The sequence below is a fragment of the Halomonas sp. IOP_14 genome (assembly GCF_021021315.1).
In the GTDB taxonomy this organism is placed as follows: domain Bacteria; phylum Pseudomonadota; class Gammaproteobacteria; order Pseudomonadales; family Halomonadaceae; genus Vreelandella; species Vreelandella titanicae.
The window spans coordinates 24973-40516 of the sequence record NZ_JAINWD010000002.1; the positions used below are offsets into that span (position 1 = coordinate 24973).

12 protein-coding genes and 2 pseudogenes are annotated in these 15544 nt (G+C 55.6%); 4 read left to right on the top strand and 10 right to left on the bottom strand.

Annotation, left to right across the window (positions count from 1 at the left end; genetic code table 11):
- Positions 1 to 11: 11 nt before the first annotated feature.
- Entirely contained in the window at positions 12 to 1814 is a 1803-nt protein-coding gene (locus tag K7H09_RS01725) for an alkaline phosphatase family protein (RefSeq protein ID WP_230803318.1), read from the top strand.
- 151 nt (positions 1815 to 1965) lie between these two features.
- On the opposite strand, the gene K7H09_RS01730 is transcribed toward K7H09_RS01725, so the two are convergent.
- Positions 1966 to 2781, bottom strand: a complete 816-nt coding sequence (locus tag K7H09_RS01730; protein ID WP_230803319.1) for an aminotransferase-like domain-containing protein — start codon at positions 2779 to 2781, stop codon at positions 1966 to 1968.
- Between the two features lie 75 nt (positions 2782 to 2856).
- Positions 2857 to 3848, bottom strand: a pseudogene (locus K7H09_RS01735) (IS30 family transposase).
- A gap of 355 nt (positions 3849 to 4203) precedes the next feature.
- Here K7H09_RS01735 and K7H09_RS01740 point away from each other — a divergent pair.
- Both K7H09_RS01740 and K7H09_RS01745 read left to right on the top strand, forming a co-directional pair.
- Complete coding sequence (locus tag K7H09_RS01740; protein ID WP_230803321.1) at positions 4204 to 5682, top strand: TIR domain-containing anti-phage reverse transcriptase; 1479 nt, start codon at positions 4204 to 4206, stop codon at positions 5680 to 5682.
- Positions 5682 to 6041: a hypothetical protein gene (locus K7H09_RS01745; RefSeq protein ID WP_230803322.1), complete on the top strand. Its 360-nt coding sequence runs from the start codon at positions 5682 to 5684 to the stop codon at positions 6039 to 6041. Before K7H09_RS01740 ends, K7H09_RS01745 begins: the two co-directional genes overlap by 1 nt.
- Positions 6042 to 6077: 36 nt before the next feature.
- Here the strand turns inward: K7H09_RS01745 and K7H09_RS01750 are convergent, their stop codons facing one another.
- The 7 genes and pseudogenes from K7H09_RS01750 to hemP all read right to left on the bottom strand — a co-directional run bounded on the left by K7H09_RS01750 (position 6078) and on the right by hemP (position 12659).
- Positions 6078 to 6455, bottom strand: coding sequence for a YbaN family protein (locus K7H09_RS01750; RefSeq protein ID WP_230803323.1), 378 nt, complete (start codon positions 6453 to 6455; stop codon positions 6078 to 6080).
- Positions 6456 to 6566: 111 nt separating this feature from the next.
- Positions 6567 to 7268 (bottom strand): annotated as a pseudogene (locus K7H09_RS01755) (ATP-binding cassette domain-containing protein); the annotation flags it as partial.
- Between the two features lie 53 nt (positions 7269 to 7321).
- A complete protein-coding gene (locus K7H09_RS01760; RefSeq protein ID WP_052475656.1) occupies positions 7322 to 8362 on the bottom strand; it encodes a FecCD family ABC transporter permease in 1041 nt (346 codons plus the stop codon).
- Positions 8359 to 9297, bottom strand: coding sequence for a heme/hemin ABC transporter substrate-binding protein (locus K7H09_RS01765; RefSeq protein ID WP_138799246.1), 939 nt, complete (start codon positions 9295 to 9297; stop codon positions 8359 to 8361). Before K7H09_RS01765 ends, K7H09_RS01760 begins: the two co-directional genes overlap by 4 nt.
- The gene (locus K7H09_RS01770; RefSeq protein WP_230803325.1) at positions 9294 to 10349 is read right to left on the bottom strand and encodes a ChuX/HutX family heme-like substrate-binding protein; all 1056 of its coding nucleotides are present in this window, start codon (positions 10347 to 10349) and stop codon (positions 9294 to 9296) included. The genes K7H09_RS01765 and K7H09_RS01770 overlap by 4 nt, the downstream gene beginning before the upstream one ends.
- A 31-nt stretch (positions 10350 to 10380) precedes the next feature.
- Positions 10381 to 12357 (bottom strand): TonB-dependent receptor domain-containing protein, encoded by a 1977-nt coding sequence (locus tag K7H09_RS01775; RefSeq protein ID WP_230803327.1) that lies wholly within the window; start codon positions 12355 to 12357, stop codon positions 10381 to 10383.
- Between the two features lie 119 nt (positions 12358 to 12476).
- On the bottom strand, positions 12477 to 12659 hold the full coding sequence (gene hemP / locus K7H09_RS01780; RefSeq protein ID WP_141440563.1) for a hemin uptake protein HemP: 183 nt from the start codon (positions 12657 to 12659) through the stop codon (positions 12477 to 12479).
- Between the two features lie 210 nt (positions 12660 to 12869).
- Between hemP and K7H09_RS01785 the strand changes: the two genes are divergently transcribed.
- The gene (locus K7H09_RS01785) at positions 12870 to 15005 is read left to right on the top strand and encodes a PhoX family protein (protein WP_230803329.1); all 2136 of its coding nucleotides are present in this window, start codon (positions 12870 to 12872) and stop codon (positions 15003 to 15005) included.
- 108 nt (positions 15006 to 15113) lie between these two features.
- Here K7H09_RS01785 and K7H09_RS01790 read toward each other — a convergent pair whose 3' ends face one another.
- A complete protein-coding gene (locus K7H09_RS01790; RefSeq protein WP_230803331.1) occupies positions 15114 to 15449 on the bottom strand; it encodes a hypothetical protein in 336 nt (111 codons plus the stop codon).
- Positions 15450 to 15544: the final 95 nt, after the last annotated feature.

The following is a 15544-nucleotide window of genomic DNA, read 5'->3' on the forward strand; positions in this document are numbered from 1 at the left end:
GGGAGCAATGTATGTACAACGCGAAAAAAGTATTGGTGCTGGGCGTCGACGGTCTGATTCCCGAGTTGGTCGATAGGTTTTGCCATGAAGGTGTACTTCCCCATATCGATCGATTGCGTCGCGAGGGTGGAACAACACGGCTTATGCCCTATATCTCGACCTGGGGAGATACCAACTTTGTTAACTTTCTAACCGGGCAGGCACCAGGGAACAGCTGGGTCGGGCAGCGCATCTCTCCCAGCGGTACGCGGCACTTGTTGGAATTGATGGCCGAAGCGGGACAAAATTGTGCGCTGGTGCACTTCCCCGAGTCACTCAAGCCCACCGGCAAGAACGATCTCTGCCTAGCGCCGTTCTGGAGCGGCAAAGGTTCGCCCCCCATGGAGATGGCCGCGGCCGGCGTGCATAGCACGGATCTTTCCCAGTGGCCCGACGCTGCCCAGAACGAGGCGCTGGGCTGGCCACCGAGCGGTAGCCTGGCCCATCACCAGAAGCACAACCGTCACGCAATCGAGCGCTCGGAGGATGGCTATCACGCCGTTATCCGGCTCAATGCCGGCGATAGCCTAGCAGTGACCTTGAGCCCAGCGACCGACACGCGGCTCCAACTGACGCTAAACGAGCGCGCGGCGACACTGGGCGTAGGCGAATGGAGCGACTGGTTGCCCGTCGAGGCCGGAGACGAGCGGGGGCATGTGCGCTTCAAGCTGCTGGCCTACGATGCCGAGCGGAGGCATGTGGATCTGCTGCAATCACAGATCACCATGCCCGAGCAGTTGGGCAACCACCTGGCCCTGGCCGAGAAGCTGACACAACGCCACGGGCCATTCATCTCCAAGTGGACTGTGTCAGCGGATCCCGACTCGCCCTATTTCGAGACCAGCTTCGAAGAGGGCCGCTACCAACTGGATTGGCTCGTCGATAGTGCCCTGACCTTGCTGAACGAGGAGGACTTCCACCTGTTTGCCACGGTGTTCCGTCTCAATGACGAAACCCATCATACCTGTCTGGCCTATTGCGACCCGGAATCTCCATTCTTCGCTTCCGATGGACAGGAACGTTACTTGAATACCATCCGAACTGCCTACCAAGTGCTCGACGATGCAGTGGGTCGCCTGCTGGCCGGGCGCCGCGAGGACACCGTGATCGTGCTCGCTTCGGATCATGGCGACGTGCCGAACCATTACCTGTGTGATATCCACCGGCGACTGGCTGCGTTTGGGCTCTGTACACTCGATGAAAATGGCCGACCAATACGTCAGCGTAGCCAGGCCTTCCTCAAGGATGAGCGCGGTGGCCTGGAGGTCTTTGTCAATCGAGATATCCTGGACGAGGGAATCGTTTCCGAGGCTGATGCGGCCGAGGTGCAGACGCGAATCCTTAAGGCGTTGAGCACGTGGTACATCGATACCCCTCAAGGCGAGCGTAACGTGGTCGCTTTCGCCCTCAAGAAACAGGATGCCAGTGTACTGGGGTACTGGGGTGAAAACGCCGGGGATGTGCTGTTCGCCTACGCCTCGGGGTTCGTTTGGGGTGTTAACCGACGTGGCGATACCGTGGCTGCCGTTGAAAGTGCCGGAGCCAACCATGGCCCTCAAGTACCGTCCGCCAGCACCGCATTCGCCTCCAATCATGGTTTGGCGATCCTGCACGGTGAGGGAATACTGCCCGGCTCCAGGTTGCCCTTCAATACCCAACGCGGCATCCAGCGAATGGACAATGCCGGGGCCACGTTCGCACGCCTGCTGGGGCTAGACACCGCCACCCTCGATGGCATGCCGCTGAATGCGCTATTAGACGAAGATGTTAGATAGCGTACTCCTGAGCCAGCACACTCCAGCCTACCGGGCAGAGTGTGCTATGCACCACCTGCCAGACTATCTGCAATGGGCTATGGTTGCTTCGATGGGATAGGCACTGCACATCGAGAGCTTTGACATTCACTTGGTGGTTATAGGGCAAGTTTCATAGTTTATTTAAGTTTTGGCTAATGAACACCAGAAAACGATGATCGTTGGCATGGGCAATATTAATGCGCATTGAATTGGCATCGGTGCTGTCGAGGCGCAGTGAAAAAATGGCGCCTGGCGCGATAAAGATACCTTTTTCAGAGGCACGTTTAGCTAGCTCAGTGGTATTGATATGGGTTGGCAGTTTGGCCCATAGATAGTAGCCACCGCCGGGCCCAATCACATCATGAACACCTATTTGTCCCAACACTCTTACCGCCGTAGCACTCGCTTTAGCCACTCTCTCGCGCAGTTGTGAGAGGTGGCGGCGGTAGCGGCCTCTGGCTAATAGCTCATGCACGATCATCTCATTGAAAGTTGAAGTGTTTACGACAGTGAGCATCTTAATATCGACCAGGGCGCGAATGATGGATCTCCCTCCTGCGATATAGCCACAGCGCAAACCGGTGGAGAGCGTTTTGGAAAAAGTGCCTACGTAAATAACCCTTTCTAACCCATCAAGCGCAGCAAGATGAGCGCTGCCCTTGGGCAGTATGTCAGCGAAAACATCATCTTCCACTAGGGTGACACCATAGTGGTCGGCGAGCTTTAGCAGGCGATGCATATTACTCAGCGACATGGTGCTACCAGTAGGGTTGTGGGCATTGGGTTGCAAGAAAAAAAGCCTAGGTCGGTACTGCTTAGCTTTTCTCTCAAACTCTTCTAGGTCGGGGCCATCGGTCGTGCGTGGAACGCCCACCAGTTTCGCTTTAGCGAGACGAAGCTTTCCAAACAGTGGGTAGTAGCCCGGTGTTTCAACCAGAACACACACTCTCTCTTATTCATTTGCGATCGCCCAAGAACTAGTTGGTGAGCCCCGCGATGGAGCTGCATTTTGATCCTGAATTCAACTAATAAGTGCAGCACCTGCGGTTTCTAGTGCTCCTGAGTATTCACCCAAGAACACCTGTGCTGGGGTTCGGTATCCCAGCCGCTTTCTTGGTCTATCGTTTAGCTTATTGACGACACTTCGTAGCTCGGCATTGGTCACTTTTGGAAAGTCAGTGCCTTTAGGAAAATACTGCCGAATCAGACCATTGGTGTTTTCATTGGTACCACGCAGGCATGAGCGGTACGGGTCGGAAAATAGGTCGTTGCCGAGACGGCCTTGGCTACTTCCCTGTGCTCGGCGAATTCCGACCCATTATCTAAAGTGATGGTGTGCACTGCCCCTCGGCGTGGTGCCAATAACCGCGTCATTGCCTGAGCCGTTCTGGTGGCGGTGATCGTTGGCAGACGCGCTGCCAAGAGATAGCCACTGCGCCTTTCGACCAGCGTCACCAATCCGGATTCTTTGTGGCCCTTGAGTACCGTGCCGCCTTCCCAATGCCCGATATAAAGCCGTTTTTTCACTTCGGCAGGGCGCTGCTCAATACCGACCCGGTGCGGGATCTTGCCTAGCCCCGCTCGCTTAGCCAATTGGCGCTGATAGCGTCGCTGGCGTGGCAGTCGGAGCCGTTTACATAATGTTCCACCGTGCTTCTTGTCGTCCCAAATTAGTGAGTAGATCCACTGATGGCTCACGCAAACCCCGTTGGCATTGGCCATAAAACCACTGATTTGTTGAGAACTCCATTCGTCCATCAATTGGCTAGTGACCCAGCGAATCAGGCTGGGCAGCCGCTTCTTCACTTTCCAAGCGGTACGTCGGCGCTGATCACTTGCCGATTGGGCCTGTTCAGGCGCATAACCACTGGTCAGCCCGTTGCGCTTTATTTCACGGCTAATAGTGCTGCTGTGGACGCCAATGGCCTTAGCTATCTTGCGCTGGCTAATGCCGGTCTCAAGATAGGCAAAAATTTGGTATCGTTGGACTTGGGTCAGTTGTCGGTATCCCATGTTCTGCTTCACTTTGGTAGGTAAGGCAGAGAGGGTACCGGCGCTGGCCCTCTTGCCTCTACCTTGTGATCCAAAGTGCTGCGGTTATTCTATGAATCCAGGATTTATATGTTGGCTTCATGAATTGTATTCTAATAGCCTATTGTCATGTGCTTGGTTATCGGGTAAAAAGACACAAGCACCCCTCAAGCTTTAACTATGCAGTGCAACCACTGCAATCATCCTTAATGTAAGGACATATGCTACTATGGATTACGTTGAGACTGTAATACGCAATATTACGAGGTCTCGCGAGGCGTAAGGTAAATAGCAGGGGTGCTTTTTTATCCTGGTAATATACAGGCTGGAGTCTGTCTTGAAACTACTGAATCCCTCTAGTCGATCAATTGCTAAACTCAATTCCCTTGACGAGCTATGCAATCTTTTAGGTATTAACAAAGGGCACTTGCTTTTTATCTGCTATAAGCGTCCAGATGAGTTGAAATATAAATCATTTGAAATGCGGAAAAAGCGAGGTGGGTTCAGAAAAATTGACTCACCACAAAAAGGCTTGCGAGTGATTCAGGGAAAATTAGCTGAGCTTCTTGAGGAAAATGTCGAATTCAAAACTTGTGTTCAGGGGTTTGTTAAAGAGCGAGGTGTTCTCGAAAATGCTACATTGCACAAGAAATCTAATTGGGTCTTAAATGTCGATATAAAAAATTTTTTTGGCTCAATTAATTTCGGTAGAGTGCGTGCAGTTTTTGTAGCAAAACCATTTGAGATTCATCCCGATGTAGCAACTGTTATTGCTCAGATTTGCTGTTTTAAAAACTATCTCCCTCAAGGGGCCGCGACGTCGCCAATTGTTTCAAACATAGTCGCTAGCACGCTGGATAATCAAATCATAAGACGTATTCGAAATCATCGGCTACTTTATTCTCGTTACGCTGATGATATAACCATTTCGGCAAAACGAGTTTTCCCTCGAGAACTTGCTTATATTAGCGAAGGAAGGACTATTGTCGGTGAAGATCTCGTAAATATTTTCTCAAGAGCAAGTTTTGAGATAAATCAGAAAAAAAGCCGGCTTCAATCGAAATATAGTCGTCAAGAGGTCACTGGTTTAATTGTTAATAGAAAGGTGAATGTTCCTGCTGAGTATAAGAATAAGTTGCGTGCTGCGATTCACCATTGGGTTGATGATCCAAGAGAGGCAGAAAGAAAATATTATGTTGATATATTAGGTTTGACACCAGAAGAGGCAGAGCTAACTGATGATGGGAGTAAGTTAAGGCGTAATATATATGGTCGACTTTCATTCCTCAATATGGTCAAAGGGGGTGACGACCCTACCTATATAAAGCTTATTTTGAAAATGGCGGAGCATGATCCTTTACCACCTAAGTTTGTTAAGAATATAAAGGCAGAGTATAAAATGTATGATGTTTTTTTGTGTCACGCCTCAGAAGATAAAGCAGATATTGTTGAGCCTTTGTATCAAGAGCTAAGTAAGATTGGTGTGCATGCTTTTTATGATAAGAAAGAAATTGGTTGGGGAGACTCTCTGGTAGGGACGATAAATAAAGCACTTTTGAAATCAAAATACGTTATTGCTGTAATGACAGATAATTCTGTTGGTAAATCTTGGCCTCAGCAAGAGATTAACTCTGTCCTTAATGGTGATATTTCAGGTGGGACAAAAAGGTTGCTTCCACTTATATTTGGGGATAAAGAAAAAATCCTTAATAATAATTTTTTGATGAATGACAAGCTGTACGTTGAATGGAAAGATAACCCTACAGAAATTGCTCAAAAAGTGCAGGAATTGCTCGCACAAAAATCAAACGAATAATGAATCCATCTAATAACCCTTGGCAGGTGCTCATGCCTATGCCAGTAGGATTAATCGGCGGCGCGACGAGAGCGCACCCCACTGCACGACGGTGTCTTGAAATTTTAGGCGTCAACAGCGCTGATCGTTTAGCCCGTATCATAGTGGCTGTTGGGCTAGCGCAGAACTTTGCAGCGTTAAAAGCGTTGGCTACGACTGGTATTCAAAAAGGGCATATGGCGCTTCACGCTAAAAATATCGCCCTGATGGCAGGAGCAGAAGGGGCAGAAGTTGGCCTGGTAGCCGAAGCACTTGTGAAGCAGGGTAGCGTGCGTGTTGATCTAGCGCAGGCGGAGTTAGCCAAGCTACGGTCTAAATAAAATGGCTTGAATACGCAGTGCAAGCATGCATGAGCCTTACTCTGCAGAAGAGGAGGGCTCGGGCCGAGTAGCCAGCCAAACGGCAATCAGCATCAGTAGAGCGATCACGCCCCAGCGAGTCCAGCCGGGGCCGAGTGACCAAGCGGTGATCAGAGCACTCAACGCTATCATGCTAACAGCCGCCAACTTAGCGTGCCGGGGGATGGCGCGCTCTTGCTCCCAGGTAACCAGCAGTGGCCCGACATAGTGGCGGGAGCGGATCCAGGCCTCAAAGCGCGGTGAGCCTTTGGAGGCACAGTAAACAGCCATTAGCATAAACACGGTGGTCGGCAGCAGGGGCAGAAAGATGCCTAATACACCGATGCTAAAACTCATCCCTGCCAACACGACCCACATGAGGCTGATCAGTCTCATTCTTGCTCCCCAATTGGCACACGGTGATGCATATATTGCCCGTTACGTATGGATAAGTATGGACTTATATGAGGGCTTTGCCACTCGACTCGTTGGCTGCTGAAAGCTGTCTTAAGGCGCCAGGGCGAGCAGAGGCTTGCCATGGGGGCCGCCCTCAATGTGCTGAAGTTCGGCTGCGTAAATCTTCGCAATGGTCGCGGGGTTAAGCACCTGGCTGGGTAGTCCGTGGCCAATACGCTGCCCTTGATGCAGCAACCATACCCGGTCAGCGTAGGTGCTGGCGAGATTAAGGTCGTGGAGCACGCAAACAATGGCCATGCGGTGCTGTGCGGCCCAGCCGCGTAGTTGCCGCATCAAGCGCTGCTGCTGGCCGATATCCAAGGCACTGGTCGGCTCATCCAGCAATAAAATACCACCATCCTTGGCGGTGGGAGAGCCCCTTGAGAGTAGTTGGCAGGCGCCTCGGGCGATCATCACCCGCTGGCGTTCGCCGCCGGAAAGCGAGAGCACGCTGCGCTTGGCGAGATGGGTTAGATCCAGGTCGTTAAGTAGCGCTGCGACCAGTGATTTAGCCGGGTTACTGCCTAGACTCAACAGTTCGTTGGTTTGCCAGTCAAAGCCGGGTAACTCCTGCTGGGCGACCAACGCTCGGCGATTGGCAAGTTCGGCGATGGGCCATTCGCGCAAGGGTGTGCCATCCAGATGTAGCTCGCCCTGCTCGGCAGGGCGAAACCCCGACAGCATGCTGAGCAGCGTGCTCTTGCCCGCGCCGTTGGGGCCGACAATGGCCAGCAGCTCGCCAGGGCGAATCGTGCCATCCAGTGGAGCGATAGTAGGTGTGGTGGTTAAACCAGCCTGATGGAGCGTTAGCATGCTCGGTTCCTGCGCATCAGTAGGTACAGGAAGTAGGGGCCGCCGAGCAGACTGGTCAGCAGCCCAACGGGGATTTCTGCCGGGGCAGCGACGGTGCGGGCTAGCGTATCAGCAACGACCAGAAGCAGCGCGCCGCCGAGCATTGAGGCGGGCAGCAGCAGCCGATGGCCAGGCCCTAACCAAAGCCGTAGGCAGTGGGGTACCAGCAGGCCCAAAAAGCCAATTACTCCGGTGAGCGCTACACACAAACCTACGCCCAGCGAGGTCGCGACCACCACCCGGCGTTTTAAGCGGCTTGCATCCAGCCCCGCCGCATGGGCGGTCGCTTCGCCTAGCTGGAGCAGGTCAAGTTCACGAGCGCTACGCATTAACAGCCACAGGGCAACGGCAATGAGTACCAGGGCGAGCGCCGTGGTGCGCCACAGGGCGTTAGTCAGCGTGCCCATGCCCCATAAACTAAGCTGGCGAAGCTGCTCATCGCTGGCGATAAAGGCTAAAACCCCACCGCTAGCCCCGGCGAGAGTATTGATGGCCAAACCAGCCAGCAACAGGGTCATCACAGCGGCACTGCCGCCGCCTTGACGCTTGGCGATGCCAAAGACAATCAAACAGACGCATAAGGCGCCTAAAAAGCCTGCCGCAAACTGACCGTAAAGGCTGCCTGCGCTGCTGTCTTGAAAGAGCACAATCCACACTGCTACGAAAAGCCCAGCACCACTGGCAAGGCCGAGCAGGGTCGGGTCGGCCAGCGGGTTACGAAACAGCCCCTGCATGGCGGCGCCGCTACCGGCAAGCATCGCTCCCACGGCCACGCCCAGCAGTAAGCGCGGCAGGCGCAGCTGCCACCACACCTGCACGCTGAGTGGATCGGCTTGGCCGCGGAGTACTCCCCAAGGGGAGATGCCCAGTGCGCCAGAGGAGGCCGCCCAGCCTAAAGCCAGTAGCAACGCAGCGGTTAATCCGACGAGAACGCGGGTAGTGCGGCTAACCGGCAGCCGCGCCCGGAAACGGTAAGTGTTAAAAATGGCTATCATGGGCTGAGCTGGGCGGTGCTGTTTTGAGCGGTACTGTTTTGAACGGAACTGTTTTGGACAGAATTAGCCTGGGCGCTAGTCGGTGCGCCCAATAGCGCTTCAACGTCCTGGCGCAGGGCGAGTAGCTGATCGGGCGTGCGCGGGCCAAAGCCAAGCAGCGCTTGGTCATCAATGACAATCAGCTGTTGCTCTCGGCCTGCGTGGGTTAACGCCATACCGGGTAACTGCCATAGAGCGGCTTCGCCACCCATTGCCGCCAGGCCCCGCTCGGAGACGATCACAACCTCCGGCGCTTGCCGGGCCAGGGCTTCGGCACCCACGTTGTGGTAGCCCTGCATCTCGGCGAAGGCATTTGCCAGGCCCACCGCTTCGAGCGCGCTATGCGCTGCCGTGTCGCTGCCCGCCGCACGGGGGGTTAAGCCGCTATGCTGCATGATAAACATAGCGCGGGTCGTCGGTAGGGCAGGCAGGTTGGCTAGCCGGTCAAGTTTCTCGTTCAAGGCGTCTGCTAAGGCTTCTGCTGCGTCGCGACGGTCAGTTAATCGGCCGACGGCGTGGACTTTATCGGCGATGGCATTGAGGGTGGGTGGGGCGTTGATAATCTCTACGCTGACACCGACAGCCGCTAGCTGCTCCAGCACTTCCTTGGGGCCTGCGTGCCCGGCGGCTAACACCTGGTCAGGTTTAACCGATAGGACGCTTTCAGCGGAGAGCTGGCGCAGGTAACCCACCGAGGGCAGCTCCGCCATGGCGGGTGGATGCACGACTGTGTCATCCCGAGCAATGACATTGATATCGGCATCTAACGCGGCCAGGGTTTCCGCGATATCGCCACCAAGCACCACCCAGCGTTCGCTGGCCAATGCGGCCCCGGTGGTTAGCCACCCCATCAGCAGTACTGCCAGTGAGCGGCGCATCAGGCGTTTTGCGTTCATGCCACCGCCTCTTGGCTGCCGAGTTCATCCAGCAATTGCCGCCACTCGCGACGCTCAACGCGGCCTTCCTGGCGTTCCGCGTAAAGTTGCAGCACTAGCGAGCCTTCGGCATCGAAGGCTTCAATGCTGGTCACGCCGCCGTCTCGGTTGGGCTTGCTGACTTGCCATACTTGGTCAATCGCAGTGTCATCAAGGTGCAGGGTGAACTGCTCGCCAAATAGATTCAGCCAGCCGTGGGCGCGTTGAGGGGTGGGCAATGTGCCGGTGCGGATCTGCACGCAGCCGGGGCTAGCGACAAACAGCATCAACGGCAGCGCGCGAAGGCTGGCGTGCTGAAGCACCGTTTCCAGGGCATTGACGGGCAGCGTTTGGGTATAGCGTCCCTCCATTAACTGGTTGGCCTCAATACGCTCCAGATGATGGCGCTGGAGGAGGGCAAAGAACTGGTGCACATCGCGCATCGCGCCCCACTCGCTGGCCAGGGTCGGCGCCTCAGGCAGCGGGCGCTTTAGGCGAGGCATGCTCTGGGTAAAGGCAGGCGAGTCACTAGTGCCTAGTGCCGCAAGCGCCACCCAGGGGCGCGGCAGCGGTTTCTCCAGGGCAAAGCATTTGTGAACGGCGCAGCCATGCTGGTTGAATATTTGCAGGCTCCAGCGCCACTGCGCTTCTTCCGCGCTGGTGGCCGGCATAGGATCACGAATCAGGCAGGCCCAGTGCCAGCTCGTATAGAGCAAGCGTAGATCCAGGCCACCTGGGTCGAGTAACAGGCCTGTTTGTGGCCCGCCGCTAAGTTCAGGGTAGTCGCCGGTTTGCTCTAGCACGGCCAGCCGGGAACGAGTCAACGCCTTAACCCGCCCCAGTTGGGGCAGGTAGGCAGCGATATCGCTGGGCGAGAGCGGCAGCGTCCACACGTCGCGCCCTAAACGGGCGGCCTGCAGCTCGCCTTCACTGATCGATAAGCGTTCGGCAATCTCAATCGCAGGTAGCCGCGGTTGCGCGGCGCGCGCCGCGTCAAAGGCTTCGATAATTGCGATCTGTTGGGATGTAATCATGACGCACCTCTATCGGGTTGACTGCGTGGATTTACCACTGCCAGTTGAGGGTGGCGAACAGGCTGCGCCCATCGCCCAGGCTGCCGTCGGGGCGGTACCACACCTTGTCGCCAATATTGGCAAGGCGCAGTGAGGTATCCACGGCCGGGGTGATTTGCCAAGCGAGATGCACATCGTGCAACCCATAGCCGGGCAGGCGCTCGTCATCGCCCTGCTTATCGAAAGATTGGGCAAAACGCGCTTGCCAGCCCAGGCGGATATCGCTGTTATACAGAACCACCTCGCTTCCCAGGGTGGCTTCCAACGGTGTTTGACTGCCTAGGGGCTCGCCAGAATCGCGGTCTTTACCGGAGACTTCCGAAAGGCCCACAAAGCTTGTGAGAAGCGGGAAGGCGCTGGGCTGCCAGGTCATCCGGGCGTCATAGCCCCATAGCTGGGCGCGCTGAACGTTCACTGCCTGGGTGGTGCCCGCCATGATGTCGACGTGGGTGTCGATAAAATCGTCGGCGCGAGTATCGAAGTAGCTGGCACGAACCTGCCAGTCGCCCTGATGCCAGACAACGCCGCTTTCCCAGGTGTGGCTAGATTCAGGCGAGAGACTAGGGTTGGGAATCCAGTAATTGTCCGGTGTGCAGAAGGCTGGCCCGGCGCAGAAACCGGCAAAGTGGCGCTCGTTGGCGTAAAGCTCGGATAGGCTAGGAGCGCGGAAGGCCTCAGCGTAGCCCGAAAACAGCATCAAGGCGTCATCGGGCCGCCAGGCAAGACGAAAGCGCGGTGACACTTGGTCGTGGACGCTATCGGATTCATTTTGGCCGCTGGCGTCGTAACGGTCGTAGCGGGCTCCCAGGCCAATATCAAACTGCCCGGCGCCGCCATCGGCTAAATAGCGCCCAGCGGTAAGAGTAGTGTCGAGATAGGCTGACTGGGTATCGATATCGGCTTTAGGAAAGCCATTGGCATCGCCACTTGGCCGTTGGCGGGCCTGCTCCAGTTCGGCACCGAACACCAGCGTTTGCGAGAGCCAGCCGTGATCCATAGTGCGGAAGCCGTCGCTCTGAAGCCCGACGCGCTCTAGGGTGCGGTTGGCCTCGGGCTCGTCGATATCCTGCTGGCTAAAGGTAAGCTGCGAAGTGACTTCGGTGGCAGCGCTGGGCTGCCAGCGGTGGCCCAACTGGACGTTGTTGCTTTCCACATCGCGGTCGCGCAGCGGATTGCTGGCATCGGTTGAAAGCTGTTGTGGGTTGGCGGGCTGGGTGGCGCGTTCGTCGTAGTGCTGCCAGCTGATAAATACCCGCTGGTCGTCGTTTGGCTCCCAACCGCCTTTTAGCAGCAGACTATTGAGCGTTGCATCCTCTTCGGCTTCATCGCCCCCGGCGCGGCGAATATCGCCGGATTCACTGCGGCCGATTGAAAACAGGCCATCCACCAGGCCGTTGGCGGTATTGCGGCGGCCGAAGCCAGTCAGGCTCCCCCGCATTTCGTCGCTGGCCGTCGCACCGCCTACGGAAAGGCGTACGCCGCTATCTTCGCCGGGGGCAAGCAGGTCGTTGGCATTCACACTGGTGAAGCTGACGACACCGCCCATGGCATTGCTGCCGTATAAGCTGGAGAGCGCACCGCGTGCTATCTGTACTTCTTGAATCAAGCCAGGGTCGAGAAAGAAGTTACCGATGTGGCCGGTGGAGATATCCTGACGAACGCCATCCAAACGTACCAGCACACCTTTGCTGCCAAAACCGCGCATACTTAAGGTTTGGCCATTTCGGCGCCCTTGGCCAGCCACATGCAGGCCGGGTTGGCGGCTAAGCACGTCTTCAACCCGGCTGGCGGTGGCCAGCACAGCATCATCACGATCAATAATATCGATAATCAGCGGTGCCCGTGAAAGGTCCGTAGGTGCTCGGGTGCCGGTGACCGTCACTGGGTTAAGCTCGGCGTCGTCTGCTTGGGCGGTTAACAGTGGAAGCAGCGTTAAAAAGAGGCCACCAAAAGCGCGTGTGTGGTTCATAAGCCAGAGATTTCCAACAGGGATAAGTGGAAGAGGTCGCTGGCTGGGTGCGATGGGCTACCTGGCTGGCTTTGCTGTATAAGTCTTTAAATTAATCAGGGGCTGAAATATTAAGAGCTTTAGGCGTTAAGAATTAACTTGCCGCTTTTAGTACGGCGCAACACATAGCGGCGCTGTTCATGGTGGATAACCAACTGGTCTGAGTTGCCAAGTAATTCTTTGCTATTCACCTCGTGGGCCACCTCGCGGGTCGTCGAGGCCGACGTATCTCCCTGGCCAGTGCCCTTAGCGGGTAACTGCATGAGAGAGTAACTCCTGTGTTAATGATAACTATTAGCGTTAATTTAGCAGAGTTGCAGACATCCCTCAATAGGGTTTGGGGAGTAAAAGTGACTAGCATTCGACCTTTCTTCATCTAAATGCAGGCGCTCCGTCATCGTGCTGTCATTAAGCTTCTTTAGTGTCTCGTAACGTTCAATCGTTGACCTACAAACGATCAGGGGGAGACTAAAATGAGTAAAGAGATCGAAGATCATCGCCTGTTTAACCACAGCGGCAACCAACCTTTCGCGGATGTATTGGCGCGTCATGTATCCCGGCGTGATGTGATGCGCGGTGGTTTGAGCATGGCGGCTGCCTCGATGCTTAGTTTTGGTGGCGCTGCTCAAGCGCTTGCCTCAAGCAGCAGCCAAAAAACACCCCTGACACTGGCGTTTGAGGCGGTTCAAGGATCACGCACCGATGCCGTGGTGGTGCCGGAAGGTTATGTGGCCCAAGTCTTGGTGCCGTGGGGCACGCCGCTGAACCAAAATGTTACCTGGCAGCCTGAACAGCCGATGACCGCTGAGCGTCAGGCGGAGAGTGTGGGCATGCACCATGACGGCATGGCCGGTTTTGCCCTGGATACCGACAACGCCTCGCGCCGTTTTGTGCTGGCGCTCAACAATGAGTATATCGACCAAGCCGCGCTATGGGCGCCGCAAGGAGGCCCCACTAATGCGGATGAGGGCCAGCGGCCAGCAGCTGAGTCGCGCACTGAGATCAACGCTCACGGTGTCACCCTTGTTGAGGTCGAAAAGAACGCCAGCGGCCAATGGGCGCATGTGCCGGGTTCGCGTTATAACCGTCGCCTCACCAGTGCGACGGTGATGGAACTTTCCGGGCCAGTGGCGGGCAGTGACTACGTCAAAACGCGCTTTTCGCCTGAGGGTACCCAAACCCGTGGTACCAACAATAACTGTGGTAACGGGGTAACTCCCTGGGGCACCTATATTGCCTGTGAAGAGAACTGGCCCAATGTGTTCGTTAATCATGGCGAACGCTTCCAGGACGACGCGCGGATTGGTATTCCCACCGCTAAAAGCCGCTATGGTTGGGATACTTCGGCGGGAGACGCCTCTGAACAGAATGACGAATTTGCTCGCTTCGACATTACCCCGCGCGGCGAGCGTGCTGAAGATGATTATCGCAACGAAGCACGCACGTTCGGCTACCAGGTGGAGGTCGACCCCTATAGTGATGCATTGGCGGTTAAGCGTACGGCACTTGGCCGTTTCCGCCATGAAGGGTGTTGGTTAGGCAAGCTGGAAGCCGGTCAGCCAGTGGTTTACTACTCGGGGCACGATTCCCGCAACGAGTACGTATATAAATATGTTTCTGATGCTGCCTGGGATCCTGCCGATGCCAACCGCCCAGGTGAAGAGTACGATCGTCTTGCCATTGGCAACAAATATTTGGATAACGGCACCCTCTATGTGGCTCGTTTCCATGCTGACGGCAGCGGTGAGTGGCTACCGCTAACGCCTAGTGCTCAAACGCGCGATGGTCGCACGCTGGCGGCGGCGTTGGGGCTAGCCGACGACGATGCGGCAGGTATCATCATCAACACCTGCGATGCAGCGGATTTGTTGGGTGCCACGCCAATGGACCGCCCTGAGTGGGCTTCCGTCGATCCTGCCTCCGGCGAGGTGTATCTCACCCTAACCAATAACACTCAGCGTACCGCTGAAGAGACAACCCCAACTTACACTAATGACGGTGAGCATCTGGAACAAGTAGGTGTTGGTTACGATTTAGCGCCCACCAATGCCGCCAACCCTCGCGCCAATAACGAAGCAGGGCATATTATTCGCTGGCGCGAAAGCCGGTTGCCCAACGCCTTTACTTGGGAGGTGTTTGTGTTTGGCGCGGCCGCTGACGATGCCGATAATCACTCGGGCCTGACAGAAATGAATCAGTTCGCCAGCCCCGATGGGCTCTGGTTCGACGAGCGAGAGGACGGTCAGGGTATCCTCTGGATCCAAACCGATAACGGTTATGATGGAGTAACCGAGTACACCAACGATCAGCTGCTTGCCGTGGTACCGAATGGGCTAGACGACATCCAGGGAACCGGCCCGGTGATTAACAGCAGCAACCAGCAGCAACTTAAGCGCTTTGCGGTAGGGCCGAACGGCTGTGAAGTCACCGGTATTTTTGCCACGCCGGATAAAACCGCGCTGTTTATTAACATTCAGCACCCCGGTAACTGGCCCGCGGATGGTAGCGAGCTAGTGCAAGATGCCACTGTTGCAGCCAGCGGCCAAGTACGCCCTCGGGCGTCAACCGTTGTTATTCAAAAACGCGATGGCGGGCCGATAGGAGTTTAAAAGCTGGCGTTGAGCGCAAAGCTTAGTAACTATATGAGGTGCTTAAAACGCTATTAAGGGCTTCATTAAAAGCTTCGAACCTGGGAGAGGTTCGAAGCTTTTTTGATTCTAGGCCTGCTGAACTTGCCGCTTTTTCTGCCGGGCTTCTAGCGCGTGAATGGCATCGACCTTCAATGGGAGCTGGTTGGCCCAGAGAATATCTTCTCGACAATGGCCAATATCCAACAGTACGTGGTCATCGTAGGCTAGTAGCGGCAGTATATGGCGGCGGAAAAGCCAACGCCGCCGGTAACGCCACCAGCCCATATCAAGCGCACGAATTAGCCGCATCGACGGCATGGCAGGCATGTAAAAATGCAGTGCTGGTGGCTTGGGCGGCGGCGCCAGTTGGCGAGCTTTTTCCCAGGCGTTATGGGCATGTTGGGCTGGGCATTCACACTTCATCGCGCACCTCCTTTTATTCACAACGGCTGTACAGTAAGCGGCGCCTGGGCACCGACTGAACCGATGTGACCTGTGATTAATAAGTGGAGGGTCGC